This is a genomic window from Flectobacillus sp. (assembly GCF_049240685.1).
GTDB lineage: Bacteria > Bacteroidota > Bacteroidia > Cytophagales > Spirosomataceae > Flectobacillus.
The window spans coordinates 1-14,763 of the sequence record NZ_JBMLSD010000230.1; the positions used below are offsets into that span (position 1 = coordinate 1).

The 14,763-nt window shown below is 37.6% G+C and carries 12 protein-coding genes; 7 read left to right on the forward strand and 5 right to left on the reverse strand.

Annotated elements, in window-relative coordinates; translation table 11 throughout:
• Positions 1-285 precede the first annotated feature (285 nt).
• From ACOVQ4_RS10495 to ACOVQ4_RS10505, 3 genes are all read left to right on the forward strand, one after another.
• The gene (locus ACOVQ4_RS10495; RefSeq protein ID WP_421820595.1) at positions 286-1,479 is read left to right on the forward strand and encodes a TlpA family protein disulfide reductase; all 1,194 of its coding nucleotides are present in this window, start codon (positions 286-288) and stop codon (positions 1,477-1,479) included.
• Between the two features lie 269 nt (positions 1,480-1,748).
• Entirely contained in the window at positions 1,749-2,120 is a 372-nt protein-coding gene (locus ACOVQ4_RS10500) for a response regulator (protein WP_421820596.1), read from the forward strand.
• 196 nt (positions 2,121-2,316) lie between these two features.
• Positions 2,317-3,078 carry an MBL fold metallo-hydrolase gene (locus ACOVQ4_RS10505; protein ID WP_421820597.1) on the forward strand — a complete coding sequence of 254 codons (762 nt, stop codon included), beginning with the start codon at positions 2,317-2,319 and terminating at the stop codon, positions 3,076-3,078.
• Between the two features lie 324 nt (positions 3,079-3,402).
• Here the strand turns inward: ACOVQ4_RS10505 and ACOVQ4_RS10510 are convergent, their stop codons facing one another.
• From ACOVQ4_RS10510 to ACOVQ4_RS10525, 4 genes are all read right to left on the reverse strand, one after another.
• Positions 3,403-4,728: an ABC transporter permease gene (locus ACOVQ4_RS10510; RefSeq protein WP_421820598.1), complete on the reverse strand. Its 1,326-nt coding sequence runs from the start codon at positions 4,726-4,728 to the stop codon at positions 3,403-3,405.
• A gap of 41 nt (positions 4,729-4,769) precedes the next feature.
• Positions 4,770-5,690: an ABC transporter ATP-binding protein gene (locus ACOVQ4_RS10515; protein ID WP_421820599.1), complete on the reverse strand. Its 921-nt coding sequence runs from the start codon at positions 5,688-5,690 to the stop codon at positions 4,770-4,772.
• 159 nt (positions 5,691-5,849) lie between these two features.
• Complete coding sequence (locus ACOVQ4_RS10520) at positions 5,850-6,236, reverse strand: hypothetical protein (RefSeq protein WP_421820600.1); 387 nt, start codon at positions 6,234-6,236, stop codon at positions 5,850-5,852.
• 243 nt (positions 6,237-6,479) lie between these two features.
• Positions 6,480-7,004 carry an RNA methyltransferase gene (locus ACOVQ4_RS10525; protein WP_421820601.1) on the reverse strand — a complete coding sequence of 175 codons (525 nt, stop codon included), beginning with the start codon at positions 7,002-7,004 and terminating at the stop codon, positions 6,480-6,482.
• A gap of 199 nt (positions 7,005-7,203) precedes the next feature.
• On the opposite strand from ACOVQ4_RS10525, the gene hemN reads away from it, so the two are divergent.
• The 4 genes from hemN (at position 7,204) to ACOVQ4_RS10545 (ending at position 12,969) form a co-directional block, all read left to right on the forward strand.
• Positions 7,204-8,712 (forward strand): oxygen-independent coproporphyrinogen III oxidase, encoded by a 1,509-nt coding sequence (gene hemN / locus ACOVQ4_RS10530; RefSeq protein ID WP_421820602.1) that lies wholly within the window; start codon positions 7,204-7,206, stop codon positions 8,710-8,712.
• 511 nt (positions 8,713-9,223) lie between these two features.
• A complete protein-coding gene (locus ACOVQ4_RS10535) occupies positions 9,224-10,747 on the forward strand; it encodes a catalase (RefSeq protein WP_421820603.1) in 1,524 nt (507 codons plus the stop codon).
• A gap of 479 nt (positions 10,748-11,226) precedes the next feature.
• Complete coding sequence (gene hemA, locus ACOVQ4_RS10540; RefSeq protein WP_421820604.1) at positions 11,227-12,441, forward strand: glutamyl-tRNA reductase; 1,215 nt, start codon at positions 11,227-11,229, stop codon at positions 12,439-12,441.
• Positions 12,442-12,453: 12 nt separating this feature from the next.
• Positions 12,454-12,969 carry an ankyrin repeat domain-containing protein gene (locus tag ACOVQ4_RS10545; RefSeq protein ID WP_421820605.1) on the forward strand — a complete coding sequence of 172 codons (516 nt, stop codon included), beginning with the start codon at positions 12,454-12,456 and terminating at the stop codon, positions 12,967-12,969.
• Between the two features lie 214 nt (positions 12,970-13,183).
• On the opposite strand, the gene ACOVQ4_RS10550 is transcribed toward ACOVQ4_RS10545, so the two are convergent.
• Complete coding sequence (locus ACOVQ4_RS10550; RefSeq protein ID WP_421820606.1) at positions 13,184-14,557, reverse strand: MATE family efflux transporter; 1,374 nt, start codon at positions 14,555-14,557, stop codon at positions 13,184-13,186.
• Between the last annotated feature and the right edge of the window lie 206 nt (positions 14,558-14,763).

Consider the following 14,763-nt stretch of genomic DNA (forward strand, 5'->3'; position numbering starts at 1 on the left):
CAATTACTGCTGAAAACTCAGGTAAAGTAACTTTGGCTTGGGATAAAGTAGCAGTTGCATTTAACGTAAAATAAGAAATCAGTTATTTAGAGTGATATTCAAAGTCTTTTGTCTGTTTGGCAAAAGACTTTGTTTTTATAGGCTATACCCAAAAATATTTTCAATATTCTAGGCTTTACTGTAATTTTGAATAACCTAACTACGACTTGTAGATTTGTTATGCGTTACATAGTCTTTATTGTATATTTCCTTTTCTTTTCAATATCCGCTTTGTCACAAACTTTTATGTCACAAGTGGACCCTCCAACTATTGGCAAAGTTTGTCCCGACTTTGGTGTATCTGTCATTACTCCCTCTGGAAATGAGAAAGTAATCAACCTTCATGAACTTCGTGGAAAAGTAGTTATTCTAGAGTTTTGGGCTACCTATTGTGCTCCTTGTATTCCTTCTTTGAGCCATTTTGAGCGAATCAAAAAACAATATGGCAATGCTGTCGAAATTATAGCTATTTCGGACGAAAACCGTGATAAGGTAGATGCCTTTATTGCCAAACGCAATATCCACAATGTTCTATTCGGGATGGATTGGGGTCGTAAACTCAACGAACTCTTTTTTCACCATTTTATTCCGCATACAGTTGTAATAGATAAAAATGGTATCGTAAAAGCATTTACTGCTCCTGATGAAATCGATGCCGAAATCGTGGGAAAGTTGATTCGTAATCAAAAAGTGGAGATAGTAATGAAACAGGAGTTTCAAAATACCAACTCGATTGCTTCTGCTACAAGTAATACGAATTTAAACAAGATTGCTACCGTTTTTTCAAATATTAAAAATACACCCGATGCCAACGAGTTACGCATCAGTTTGAGTCCATACGCTGAAGGGAAATCCACCGAATTTATCAAAGAATCCGAAAAGCATTGGGTATTTACCAATTGTACCTTGCCTTTGATGTATCAGATACTATACGATCAAAAAGAAAGTAGGGTTAAATTAGAAGTTCCCGACGAAAACAAATATGCTTCCGACCCCAACAATCAATATTGTTTGACGGTTCACATACCAGAAAGCATGGATAAAAGCGTTCCTGAGTTGGCTTTGAACCAACTTGCGCAATTGTTTCCACTCAAGGCAAAATTTGAGTCTAGAAATCAAATGGCATTTGTTTTGGAAAAGGCCGATTCTAGCGTTGTTGTAAGTAGTAGCGACAGCACTGGTATTATCCAGAAAAGACTTACAATCAAAGATTTAGTGAGCTATTTGGAAAGTAACCCGCACTTAGTCAATAATTTGGCTGTATTAAATCAAACAGGCCTCCCTGATACTACTTTGATAGATTTGGACTGGTTTCAAAACTACAACGATACGATACCTAATAAGTTGAAAACCTTAGGGTTGAAAGGTACAGAAAGGTTATTAGATTTAAACTGTTTGATTTTATACGAAGAAAAAAAGATAACTAAGGATGCACCATAACGGAAAGTTGCTAAATGTTTATTAAATTGGTCAACTTTTGAAAGGAATCTTACCCAAAAAAGAAGTATCTTGAGGAGCTAAAACGCTCTTTATTGCTGTGTGTAATTGTGTTTACTTCATGATAATTTGTTCCAAAATTTGATAGAGAGTTGCGTAATAATAAGTATTTTTACATAATTTAAGTCTTTTATAAGCAAAAGGTGTAAAATTTCAACTAAGAAGTCATATTATCTTTACCCCGAAAATAATCAAATATTTATCATAAAAATATGAAGAAAGTCCTCATCGCTGAAGATAGCTCAGTCATTCAAAACCTTGCTAAAAAGATTTTGGAATTCCAAAACTTTGAAATCCATTCTGTGAAAAATGGCCAACAGGTATTAGATGCAATGGAAAAAGAAGATTTTGATATTTTATTGCTAGACATCAACATGCCAGTTATGGACGGAATGGACTGCGCCAGAGCTGTACGTGGTTTGGCTGATGCTGAGAAAGCCAATATCCCAATCATTGCGATTACAGGAAATGCTCGTAACTATACGATGGATGACTTTAAATCTGCAGGATTCAATGATATGTTGGCAAAACCTTTGAATTTTGATACTTTGGTAGCTCAAGTAAAGGCTCTTACTGAGAAATAATACGACGACTCTTCTGAGGTAAATGTGTAACGATTCATTTTTGTACACTTTACCTAAATTTTGGTTTTAACAAATCAAAAAGAAGAAAGTTGTTTTGATAAAAGCTCTCCCAAAGGATTAGTCTGGCTGACTAGTCCTTTGGTATTTTTGTTTGATACAGGTTGGTTTTTCCAACATCCCACCAACGTTATTCTACATGAAAATTACCTTTCTCGGTACAGGTACCTCACAGGGCGTTCCGGTCATAGCCTGTAATTGTGAAGTATGTCAATCATTGGATTATCGTGATAAACGTCTTCGCACCGCAATCCATCTGGAGGTAGATGGCAAAAGCTTTGTGATTGATGCAGGCCCTGATTTTCGTCAACAGATGCTCCGTGAGCGTATTAGTAGGCTCGATGCGGTGATATTTACCCACGAGCACAAAGACCACACTGCTGGACTCGATGACGTGCGGGCATATAATTTTTTCCAGAAAAAAGATATGCCAGTCTACGGTCGCGAGCAGGTATTGGAACAAATCAAAAGAGAATTTGCTTACGCTTTTGCCGAAATACGCTACCCCGGTATTCCCCAAATCAATCTTTGCCCCATCGGAAACCAAGCTTTTGAAATAGAAGGTGTAAATTTTTTGCCTATTGAGGTATTACATTACAAACTTCCTGTATTTGGCTATCGTATTGGTGATTTTGCTTACATTACCGACGTCAATTATATTTCGGCGCATGAGTTGGCCAAAGTAAAAGGTGTTAAAGTATTGGTATTAGGTGCATTAAGACGAGAAAAACATCTCTCTCATTTTTCCTTGTCGGAGGCACTAGAAGTTTTTGAAAAAGTAAAGCCTGAAATGGGGTATATTACACATATAAGTCATCAAATGGGAATGCACTCCGATGTAGAGGAAGAATTACCCAATAATGTCAGGTTGGCTTATGATGGATTATCATTGAGCCTATAAGCGTATGTTTTCAAAATGAAAATTCATCGAGAATTTATTTGATTCTCAATAGATTATTCTTAACTTTTGATAATGACTGATTGATGCAGTTATTAACAAACTAATATCTTTATGATAGAATTAATCTTTGATAACCAACAATTTATTGTTAAAGGAATTAAAGAAGGCCCTTCGTTCTGAAGGGCTTTTTTATTGGTTTTAAGTAAAAAGAAACCCTGCCGTCAAAGACAGCAGGGTTTACAGTTATTAACAAACTAAAATTGGCAATTGAATCGAACAACGGCTGTTGTTCTGTAGGATATTCTCAACCTCAAGCTTTTATAATTATCCCTTGTAAAACACCCATTTTGTGATTTCTTTCCAGCTTGGTTTTTTGCCATACATCAATATACCTACACGGTACACCTTACCCGCCAACCAAGTGGTTCCAATAAATCCAAGTATCAAGAGTGTGAGTGATAATGCTATTTCCCAGTTAGATACCCCAAATGGTAAACGAACCATCATGTCAATTGGGGAGGTAAGTGGAATAATAGAAGCCCAGAAGGCAATAGGACTGTCGGGCTTTTGTAATATAAATTGTGCTAATATAAACGATAAAATGATAGGAATAGTCACAGGAAACATAAATTGTTGAGCTTCGGATGGACTTTCTACAGCCGAACCAATAGCAGCAAAGAGTGAACTATACAGCAAATAGCCTCCTAGATAATACAAAATGAAGCACAGAATCATTTTTCCTAGCGACACATTTTCGATAGCGCTGCTAATGCTATTCAAAGGGTTTTCGGATTTTACGCTTGTCTCAAATTTCTTGATTTCGTCTTTACTGAGCCCTGCTTTTACTTTTGCCTGTACTTTTTCCTCAATTTTACCCGACATTATGGTTGTCGTAACGGTAGAAGCGGTGAAAGTTAATACACCCCACAATAAAAATTGTGTAAGACCAACCATACCGACACCAATGATTTTACCTAGCATTAATTGGAAAGGTCTTACCGAAGACACTACAACTTCGATAATACGGTTACTTTTTTCTTCGATAACGCCATTCATTACCTGCGAACCATACAAAAAGGCTGATAAATAGAGTAAAAATCCGAAAATTCCACCCAGAATCATAGCGCCTCCCGAGCTACTCGATTTTTCACCACCATCTTCACTAAGTGTATAGGTTTGAGCATCAACATTGATTTTGTTGTCCTCAAGGACTTTTAGGTCAATCCCCGCATTTTTGAGCTTGATATTTCTTAGCTCATTCTGAATTTTGCCTTGAATGGCATGCTGTGTGCCAATCCCAACGGTTTTTTTACCTAATATTTGGACACCTTTCGGATTGCTCAAGATGTCTTTTTCGATATGAACCACAATATCATCATCACTTTTCTTTAGGTCTTTTTTGGCTTGTTCAAATGTTTTGTCACTGTAGATATACGTGTAGTCGCCCTCCGAATTGAGTTTGCCTTTGAATAATTTACTGTCGTCTAAGACAATAATATTTCTAGAGTCATCGGCATTGACAAATAATAGCACTGGAATAGTATAGACTGCTGCGATAAGGAATGGAACCAAAATCGAGGCTATCCAGAATGATTTTTTCTTAACTCTGGTAATATATTCCCGTTGTATGATGAGTAAAATCTTATTCATGATTGTTGAGGTTTAAAATTGTTGTAGGTATAACTGATGGACTATAAAATGGTATTGGCATCTTCGCCTACAACTCTAATGAATATTTCGTTGAAAGAAGGAATATTTTCGTTGAAAGCCTTCAATTCTACTTGCTGAATAGCTTGTCCAAGAAATTGATTGGCATTGGTGCCATCCAACAAGCGAACTTTTGCTTTGGTAATACCTTCTACATTTTTAGCGTTCAGAATTTCAAATATGCCTTCAATAGGTGCGAGCGCACCCGAATACTCAAGATTGAAGGTATTATCTCTAAAACGATTTTTTACTTCTTTCTTTTCGCCACTCAATACTACTTTAGATTTGTTGATTAAAGCAATATTGTCGCATAGTTCCTCAACAGACTCCATACGGTGCGTTGAAAAAATAATGGTAGTGCCCTTTTCTTTCAAGGCTAAAATTTCATCTTTCAACAAATTAGCGTTGATTGGGTCAAAGCCCGAAAACGGTTCATCAAGAATCACCAGTTTTGGCTCGTGAACAATGGTGGCAATAAACTGCGTTTTTTGTTGCATACCTTTCGACAAATCCTCAACGTTTTTGTCCCACCAGCCTTTGATGTCAAATTTGATAAACCAAGCTTTGAGTTTTTCAATCGCTTCGGCTTTGGGCATACCTTTGAGTTGGGCAAGGTACAAAAGTTGCTCGCCTACCTTCATCTTTTTGTAAAGACCACGTTCTTCTGGAAGATAGCCAATTACTTCGATATGTTTGGGTTGGAGTTTTTCGCCGTCCAAGATGATTTGACCTTCATCTGGTCCGGTGATTTGATTGATAATACGAATAAGAGAAGTTTTGCCAGCGCCATTAGGACCTAAAAGACCAAAAATTGAACCTTGAGGTACCTGAATCGAAACGCCACTGAGAGCAGTATGTCCAGCATAACGCTTAACTACATTTTGCGCTTCAAGTATAATTGACATAAGCTAGGAGGGTTTAGTTTTGGAATAATTGTAGGTTTGAACGAGATTTTCTTTTGTCGTTGTTCCTATTAAGATACAAAAGAAAAAGAGTTTGTCAAAAGTCGTAATTCTTTTTGACAAACTCTTCGATTCTTGTGATAAAAGGTATTTGTTTCGGTATTATTCTGCTGATTCTGAAGATGGAGCCTCTTCTACTATTGGAGCTGACGATTTTTTGCTTGAAGATTTTTTGGCAGGAGCTTCTGTTACCTCCGAACCTGTTACAAGAGCGATTTTTGCATCAAAAGCTGCTTTTTCGGCTTCTTTAGCTTTAGCTTTTGCTACTTTTTTAGATTGTTCTTTAATTTTTTCTGCTGCTTTTTTCTCAGCTTTTTCTTTGGCTTCTTCTTCATCTTTTTGAAGTTTCGCATATTTCTTAGCGATTTCTTCAGAAGCCTTGTCTACTGTTTTTACTAATTTCTTAGCACTTTTTTCATTAAGGCCTTTGAGGTTAGACAAAATCAAAGCCGATATTTCGTCAACGAGTTGCTTTTTATCAGATTTCATGACAGGTTAATATTAAGATATTGTTAAATAATTATTAATAAATCGAAAGTATAAAAATGCCCAAAGCGAAAAAAGTAATTTGTATTAAGTTTTCACTTTGGGCTCAAAATTTAACATTAAAATATTATTTTTCTTATAAATATTATAATAATAGAGTGTTATAAGAAGAATGTATTTACAAAATCTGTTTTAATAAACGTTTGTAAAAAACTCAAAACTCAACATTCAGCACTCCTCACTCCATTAGATTCCTGCTACATAATGCCAGCAAATAATGCCTGCCGTAACCGAGATATTCAATGAGTGTTTGGTACCATACTGGGGTATCTCTAAACAATAATTGGCTTTTTTTACGGCTGTTTCGTTCACACCAAAAACCTCATTTCCGAAGATAAAAGCATATTTTTCGGTCTTTTTCGGCTGAAAATCTAACAAGGAGGTACTACCTTCTACTTGTTCAATCGCAATAACAGTATAACCTTCTGCCTGTAGCTTTTCGATTAATTCAACCACATCGGTAGCGTGTTCCCAATCAACGGTTTCGTCAGCACCCAAGGCTGTTTTCTGGATTTCTCTATGAGGAGGTGTAGCTGTAATGCCGCATAAATAGATTTTTTCTGCTTTGAAAGCATCAGCCGTTCTAAATACCGAGCCTACATTGTTCATACTTCTAATATCATCCAAAATTAACACATAAGGTAATTTTTCGATAGCTCTAAACTCTTCGGCAGACAAGCGATTGAGCTCGTCCATGGATAATTTACGCATTTTTTTTGATTTAAAATATTATTGCTGGTTTGTAAATTTTTAAAAGTGAATAAGTGAAAAGGCATATAGGCACAAAGTCGAGTAGTCTTTGAAGCTTTGTATCTCTATGTAAAAGTTCATGCGATTATCAAATTAACAAACCTTTAGCTGATTTTTTATATAGGCAAAGTTACGACAAGGATATGAAAACCAAAGATTTTTGAACTCCAAGCAAAGATATATTCAAGCTAAAGGAGTTGCTTGCTTGAGCTTGGTTATCCTAATCAGTTTTGCGTATGATAAAAATCATTCTGAAGACTTTCGATTCATTTTAGTTTTGAGAGAAAATCATGTAATCAATATTATGACAACGATTAGCCTTATCCAAAAATATAATGTTCCTGGTCCACGCTACACAAGTTATCCTACGGTTCCGTTCTGGAAGGTAGAACAGTTTACAGAAAAAGCTTGGATAGAAAGCTTGCAAAAAAGTTTTGCCGAAAGCAATCATCAAGGAATCAGTCTTTATATCCACCTGCCATATTGCGAAAGCCTTTGTACTTTTTGTGGTTGTAATAAACGTATCACTAAAAACCACTCGGTAGAAGAACCTTATATCGACGCCCTCTTGAAGGAATGGGATATGTACACAGCTTTATTATCCGAAACTCCACGAATCGCCGAAATACACTTTGGAGGTGGTACACCAAGTTTTTTCAAACCAAACAATCTTGCTCGTTTGGTAAAAGGCATTTTAGCAAAAGCTACATTAGCAGATGAAATAGAATTTGGTTTTGAAGGACACCCAGGCAATACCACAGCCGAACATTTGGAGGTATTGTATCAATTAGGTTTTACGCGTGTAAGCTACGGCGTGCAAGATTATGACTTGCGAGTTCAAACGGCAATTCACCGTTTTCAGCCTTTTGAACAGGTAAAACAAGTGACAGAATTGAGCCGAAAATTAGGATATTCCTCTATCAGCCATGATTTGGTATTTGGATTACCCTTCCAGACTTTAGCCAGTATTGAGGATACCATTCAAAAAACAATTGCGCTTAAGCCCGACCGTATTGCGTTTTACTCGTATGCTCATGTGCCTTGGATTAAAGGCAATGGTCAAAGAGGATTTAAGGATGAAGACCTCCCAAGTCCTGCCTTGAAACGCCAGTTGTATGAAAAGGGTAGAGCGATGTTGGAGGCAAATGGTTATTTCGAAATAGGTATGGACCACTTTGCTTTGGCTAGTGATTCGATGTATGTAGCTCGACAAAATGGTACGCTCAATCGTAATTTTATGGGTTATACCACCACGCAGACCAAAGTGATGATTGGTTTAGGAGTATCTTCTATCAGTGACTCGTGGACGGCTTTTGCCCAAAATGTAAAAGAAATTGAGACCTACATGGATAGCATCAATCAAAATAAACTACCGCTTCACCGTGGGCATATTTTGAACCAAGAAGACCTCAAAATTCGTGAGCAAATTCTCAATCTGATTTGTCGATTCAAAACATCTTGGGATACCGATACTTGGACTTCTGAAGAAAAAGAAGCGCTTTTCGAAAGACTTCAACCATTTGTAGAAGACGATTTAATTGTTTTACACGACAACGGCGTAGAGGTTTTGGAAGCTGGTAAAACCTTTATCCGTAATATCTGTATGGCATTTGATATGCGCATGATTAGAGAAAATCCCCAGCACAGACTTTTTTCGCAGACGATATAGTATTAGAGGGGATAGGGGATAGGGGATAGGCAAAGAGGGGCAGAGGGAACAGGCACAAAGGCACAGAGTGGAAGAGGGGATAGGCAAAGAGGGGCAGAGGGAAAGGGCGCAAAGGCACAGAGTGGAAGAGGGGATAGGCAAAGAGGGGCAGAGAGAACGGGCGCAAAGGCATAAAGTGGAAGAGGGGATAGGGGATAGGCAAAGAGGGGCAGAGGGAACGGGCACAAAGGCACAGAGTGGGCAAGGGAAGAGAGGATAGAGGTTAGGTAAAGAAAGAGGGGTAGAGTTAATGGGCACAAAGGCATAAAGTGAGTAGTAACTTCACTTTGTGCCTTTGTGCCTCTGCCCCTCTTTGCCTCCCTCTAAGTCCTTATAATATAAGCTATAACTATAGTTTAAAAATAAAATATAGTTTAAATCTATAATTATATATAAAATATCAATTTGATTTATAATTCTCGAATCAGCAATTTTGTCATGTAAACATAACATAACAGTTATTAACAAACACATGAATAAATCCATAAAAATTGCTGCTCTGGCGCTATTATCATCGACTGTTGCAGTTGCACAAACTCCCCTAACTACTAACAATGGTTCTCCTGTTGGAGATAATCAAAACTCTAAAACAATCGGACAAAATGGACAAGTGTTGCTAGAAGATATCCATTTGATTGAAAAGCTAGCCTCGTTCGACCGTGAGCGTATTCCTGAGCGTGTGGTACATGCACGTGGCGCTGGAGCTTATGGTGAATTTGTCTCAGAAGGCGAATTTTCAAAATATACCAAAGCGGCTTTGTTTGCGGCTAAAGGTAAAAAAACACCTGTTTTTGTTCGTTTTTCGACAGTAGTTCATGGAAATGGTTCACCAGAAACCTTGCGTGACCCACGTGGTTTTGCTACTAAGTTTTATACCGAACAAGGCAATTATGATATCGTTGGTAATAACCTGCCTGTATTTTTTATTCGCGATGCCATCAAGTTTCCAGATATGGTGCACGCATTCAAACCGTCGCCTATTTATAATAAGCAAGATCCCAACCGTGTGTTTGATTTCTTCTCACATATTCCAGAAGGTACACACATGTTGACACGTGTGTATTCTGATTTCGGTATTCCTGCTAATTATCGTCAAATGGATGGGTCGAGTGTTCATGCTTTCAAGTGGGTAAACGAGGCTGGCGAAGTGAGTTATGTAAAATATACTTGGAAAACGAATCAGGGTGTGAAAAACCTTACTGCTGATGAAGCTGCCAAAGTACAAGCCCAAGATTTTCAACATGCTACAGTAGATTTATACGATAATATCAAAAAAGGAAACTTCCCTTCTTGGGATTTATTTGTACAAATCTTAAAACCCGAAGATTTAGATAAATTCGATTTTAATCCACTAGATGTTACAAAAGTTTGGCCAGAGTCAATTGCTCCGTTGACAAAGGTTGGTAAAATGACTTTAAACCGCGTACCTGATAATTTCTTTGAAGAAGTTGAGCAGTCTGCTTTTGCGCCTGCCAATTTGGTGCCAGGCATAGAGCCATCTGAAGACAAACTTTTGCAAGGTCGCTTATTTTCTTACACCGATACGCAACGTCACCGCATCGGAGGCAATTTTCAACAGCTTCCTATTAATGCACCAAAAGCGGCTGTGAATACATACAACCAAGACGGTGCTTTTAGTAATCGCCACAAAACTTCTGATGTAAACTATCAACCAAGTGTTGCGGCTGATGCTCTGGCTGACAATGCACAATATAAATACTCAGTTTCTAAGTTTACCAATGTGACTACCGTTCAGCAAAAAATCACAAAGCCTAATGATTTTAAGCAAGCAGGTGATTTTTACCGCTCTTTGTCCGAAACAGATAAAGTAAGTTTGATTAAAAACTTATCTGGTGATTTGGCGGCTGTCAAAAACAAAGATGTAGCTCGCAAAATGGTAGGCTATTTCTACCTAGCTGATGCGGATTACGGTACTCGTTTGGCTAAAGCTCTCAACTTTAGCCGTGAGGAAGTTGAAGCGTTGTTTAGAAAATAAATTACAGTAAGTAGGAAAACGTTATTAGTTAACAGTATATTGGTTATTTGAAGGTGCTCATAATCAAAAGGTTATAGTCAAATTTTTCCTCAATTATACTATTAATTTAATTTTTCCTACTTACTTAAGTTAGTACGCAAAATAAAATTTAAGATTGTGCTTTAAGCTTTCAGATATCGGCTCTCGGCGGTGGGCTATGGGAAAAATGCATGTCCGTGGTCGTTAAAAACATTTTAACACTCTTTGCCTTGTGCCTGTTGCCTAGTGCCTAGACACATAACTTAAATCTTATTCTGCACGATTACTTAATTAGGCCAAAAGGCAATAGGAATTAGTCATCATTTTATTGATAGCTCTTGATTTGCTTTTCTTTATATCAAACCAAATCGGGCAGGATTTAGGAGCGTATTTTGAAAAGTAAAACAATACTGTCAACGAATGTTTAAGCTAATACCTATTGCCTAACCACTAATACAAAAATGATTCATCAAACCATGCCATCTATCAAAGTCATATCGCTTTCATATAAAACTGCTGATGTTGCAGTTCGTGGACAATTGCAGTTCTCGGAGGAGGAGGTGCAAACCTTTTTGGCAAATTTTCAAGCTCATGAAGACGTCAAATCCTTGATGCTTCTATCAACTTGTAACCGAACTGAATTGTATTTCGAGTCCGAAACTACATCCGCTAAAGACATGATTGAACAGATGTTGACTTTCAAGAATGTATGGATTGGTGGACATTTGCTTAAAGTTATTGAAACTACTCAAGAGTCAGCTCAGTATATGATGGAGGTGGCTATGGGATTACACTCAATGGTTTTGGGCGACAAACAAATTATTCAGCAAGTCAAAAGTGCTTATTTACTGAGTCAAAGCATGGGGCTTATTTCGGGGGCATTTGAGCGCTTGTTTCAACAAGTTTTTCGTTCATTTAAGCGAATTAGTAATGAAACCGCCTTTTTGAAAGGCTCTCAATCTACGAGTTATTTGGCAGTGGAGCACGCCAGAAGACTCGTTGGCAAACAAGCAAAAGTATTGTTATTGGGAGCTGGAGAAATCGCTAAAGATGTGGTCAAATATTTGGTTTCACAAGGTTTTGAAAATGTGGTAATTGCCAATCGCACTCTCGAAAAAGCCCAAGCACTTGCTAAATCGAGAGATTCTTACTTTTACCTTCCTTTTTCGGAAATACCTCAATACTTTTCTGATTTTGATGTGGTTATTTCAAGTATTGGCGTAAAAGATTTAATTCAAGATACCTTTTTCCGTAAATCTACTTTTCCTAAAGTATTGGTTGATTTAGCTGTTCCAGCAAGTATTTCTATATCTGAAGAAACAAAGCAGTCGGTTCAGTTAATCAATATTGATACTTTGGTCGAAAAAATTCAGGTGAACAAGACCGAAAGCCAAGCAGCAGTAAATGAAGTTCAAACGATTATTGAGCAAGAGTTAGCACAATTTATGAAATGGCATGATTCATTACCTATCAACCAGTTTTTAGCTTCATTGAAACAACATTATAAAACTACCATTCAAGAAAAATTACAACAACATAAGCAAGAGCTACCAGACGGAGTTATTGATTCTATCGTGGCTTCTTTGCTCAAAACACCAGCTGTAAGTCTGAAGAATATGAATTTACCAGAATCTGTTTCATCGGTTCAACAGCTCAATAATATTTACCACTTTTAGGCTTTTCATTTTATGAAAAATATACTTTTTGTATTGTGTTTCACTCTCATCATACATACAGCACAGGCACAACAATCGATCTGGAATGCTTGTCGTGAAGGCGATAAAACAACCGTAGAATCTTTATTAAAACAAGGGTTTTCTATTGACGCTCAAGACCATAAAGGCTTTACACCCTTAATCTTGGCAGTGTATAATCAACAAACAGATTTAGTAAAATATTTATTAGAAAAAGGCGCAAATCCTGATATTGCAGATACCTCTGGCAATACGGCCTTGATGGGAGCTAGTTTTAAAGGATATACCGAAATCGCACAATTATTATTAGTAAAAAAGGCAAATCCTAATATTCAAAATGGTAATGGCGCTACAGCTTTGAGTTTTGCAGCTACTTTTGGGCATCTTTCTTTAGTCAAAGTATTATTGCAGGCAGGAGCCAACAAGTATCTCCAAGATCGTTTTGGGAACACCCCTCTCAAAAATGCATTGATGCAGGAAAATACCGAAATAGCAGAGCTTTTGAAGTAAAATAGAGTTTAACACACATGAGTCATTATTGTAAAAATTTGTATGCCATCAGTAGAGACACAATACTTTGCGTCTAAGGCTGAGTCACATATCAAAAAAGGGGTCGGAAAATAAATTCCAACCCCTTTTTTGATACTATATTTCAGAAAGATACCTCTCAAGACGCAGTCATTGCGTCTCTACTGATGGAATTCGATTTTTACAATCACTCAATTTATACCTTCATTGTTCTCCAGCGACCTTTTTTGAAGAAATAAATACCCATCAATGCCAAAATAGATTCGGCAATGGCGATGGATAAGAATACCCCAAGCGGTCCCCAATGCCAGTATTGCGCCATCAGATAAGCCAAAGGTATTTCGATGAGCCAGAAGCATATAAAGTTCATAATCGTTGGGGTGCGAGTATCACCAGCACCGTTGAGTGCTTGTCCGATGACCATTCCGTAGCCGAAAAAGAGATAGCCCGCACTCATGATTTGCAAACATAACACACCTACTTCTACGACTTTGGGATTGTTGTTGAAAATTGAAATGAAGTTCTCCGCAAAACCTAAAAACAATAAGCCTACCAACAATAGAAATATCATATTGTAAAAAGCGGTTCTCCAAACAGATTTCTCGGCTCGGTCAGGCTGATTAGCGCCTAAATTTTGTCCCATCAAGGTAGCGGCGGCATTCGCCATACCCCATGCTGGCAAAATCGTAAATACGATAATTCTAATAGCAATAGTGTAACCTGCCACGGCGTCGCTTCCGAAACTTGAAATAATTCTTGTTAAGAAAATCCAGCTTGCCGACTGAATCAAGAACTGCCCTGTACCACCCGAACCAATGGTAATCAAATTTTTGAGTACCGACCAGTCTGGTTTGAGTAATCTCAATTCTAAGCGGAGATTGCCCTGACCTTTTTGTAAAGACCATAATTGGTACAAAACCCCAATGGTTCTGCCTGTGGTAGTGGCAATGGCAGCGCCTTCTACGCCAAATTTTAATCCCATAATCAATATGGCATCGAGTGCCATATTGATAATATTGGCCAAAATAATCGAACGCATTGCCGTAGAGGCATCTCCTGCACCACGCAATGCACCGCTGAGTGTGTAAAGTAAAATGATGGAAGGACTACTAATAAACATTGAGCGAGTAAACAAAGCTCCTTGTTCAATCAAATGAGGTTCGCCTCCCATAAGTGTGAGAATTTGTTCAGCAAAAATTGCCCCAGGAATTCCGACGAGTGCCGATAAAACCAAGGAAATAAGAATTACTTGTGATACGGCATGAGCAGCGGCTTCGGGGTTTCCTTCGCCTGTTCGGCGTGAAACGATGGCAGTGGCTGCCGAACTAAGACCAATGGCAACAGAATAAATCAGGGTAAGTACCGATTCGGTCAACCCAACGGTAGCGATGGCTTCTATGCTAATTTTAGATACAAAAAAGGCATCAACAATCGCAAAGAGCGATTCTCCGATCATTTCTAATATCATCGGAATAGATAAAAGAAAAATCGCACGATTGATGCTCATTTGAGTATAATTCTGTTCTTCTCCACGAATAGCTTCGAGGAATAGTTCAATGTATTTTTTCATTGAAAATGACGATACGATAAGATAATGGTAAAATAATATAGCTTTTTTCAAAGCAGAAAAGCCTAGTTTTTGACTAGGAAAATAAGAAGAGAAAATACAGTACCACGTAGGGACTAAAAATTACAAAATCATGGGCATTTACGGCTTAAAGCCAGTTTGAGGTTGGTGTTGCAAAGGTAATAAGATTTAGGACTTTTTGTAGAATG

Excerpts from the sequence above, each read along its gene's own strand:
- ACOVQ4_RS10495 (WP_421820595.1), top strand. The coding sequence starts at position 286 with ATGTCACAAGTGGACCCTCCAACTATTGGCAAAGTTTGTCCCGACTTT.
- ACOVQ4_RS10500 (WP_421820596.1), top strand. The coding sequence starts at position 1,749 with ATGAAGAAAGTCCTCATCGCTGAAGATAGCTCAGTCATTCAAAACCTT.
- ACOVQ4_RS10505 (WP_421820597.1), top strand. The coding sequence starts at position 2,317 with ATGAAAATTACCTTTCTCGGTACAGGTACCTCACAGGGCGTTCCGGTC.
- ACOVQ4_RS10510 (WP_421820598.1), bottom strand. The coding sequence starts at position 4,728 with ATGAATAAGATTTTACTCATCATACAACGGGAATATATTACCAGAGTT.
- ACOVQ4_RS10515 (WP_421820599.1), bottom strand. The coding sequence starts at position 5,690 with ATGTCAATTATACTTGAAGCGCAAAATGTAGTTAAGCGTTATGCTGGA.
- ACOVQ4_RS10520 (WP_421820600.1), bottom strand. The coding sequence starts at position 6,236 with ATGAAATCTGATAAAAAGCAACTCGTTGACGAAATATCGGCTTTGATT.
- ACOVQ4_RS10525 (WP_421820601.1), bottom strand. The coding sequence starts at position 7,004 with ATGCGTAAATTATCCATGGACGAGCTCAATCGCTTGTCTGCCGAAGAG.
- ACOVQ4_RS10535 (WP_421820603.1), top strand. The coding sequence starts at position 9,224 with ATGAATAAATCCATAAAAATTGCTGCTCTGGCGCTATTATCATCGACT.
- hemA (WP_421820604.1), top strand. The coding sequence starts at position 11,227 with ATGATTCATCAAACCATGCCATCTATCAAAGTCATATCGCTTTCATAT.
- ACOVQ4_RS10545 (WP_421820605.1), top strand. The coding sequence starts at position 12,454 with ATGAAAAATATACTTTTTGTATTGTGTTTCACTCTCATCATACATACA.
- ACOVQ4_RS10550 (WP_421820606.1), bottom strand. The coding sequence starts at position 14,557 with ATGAAAAAATACATTGAACTATTCCTCGAAGCTATTCGTGGAGAAGAA.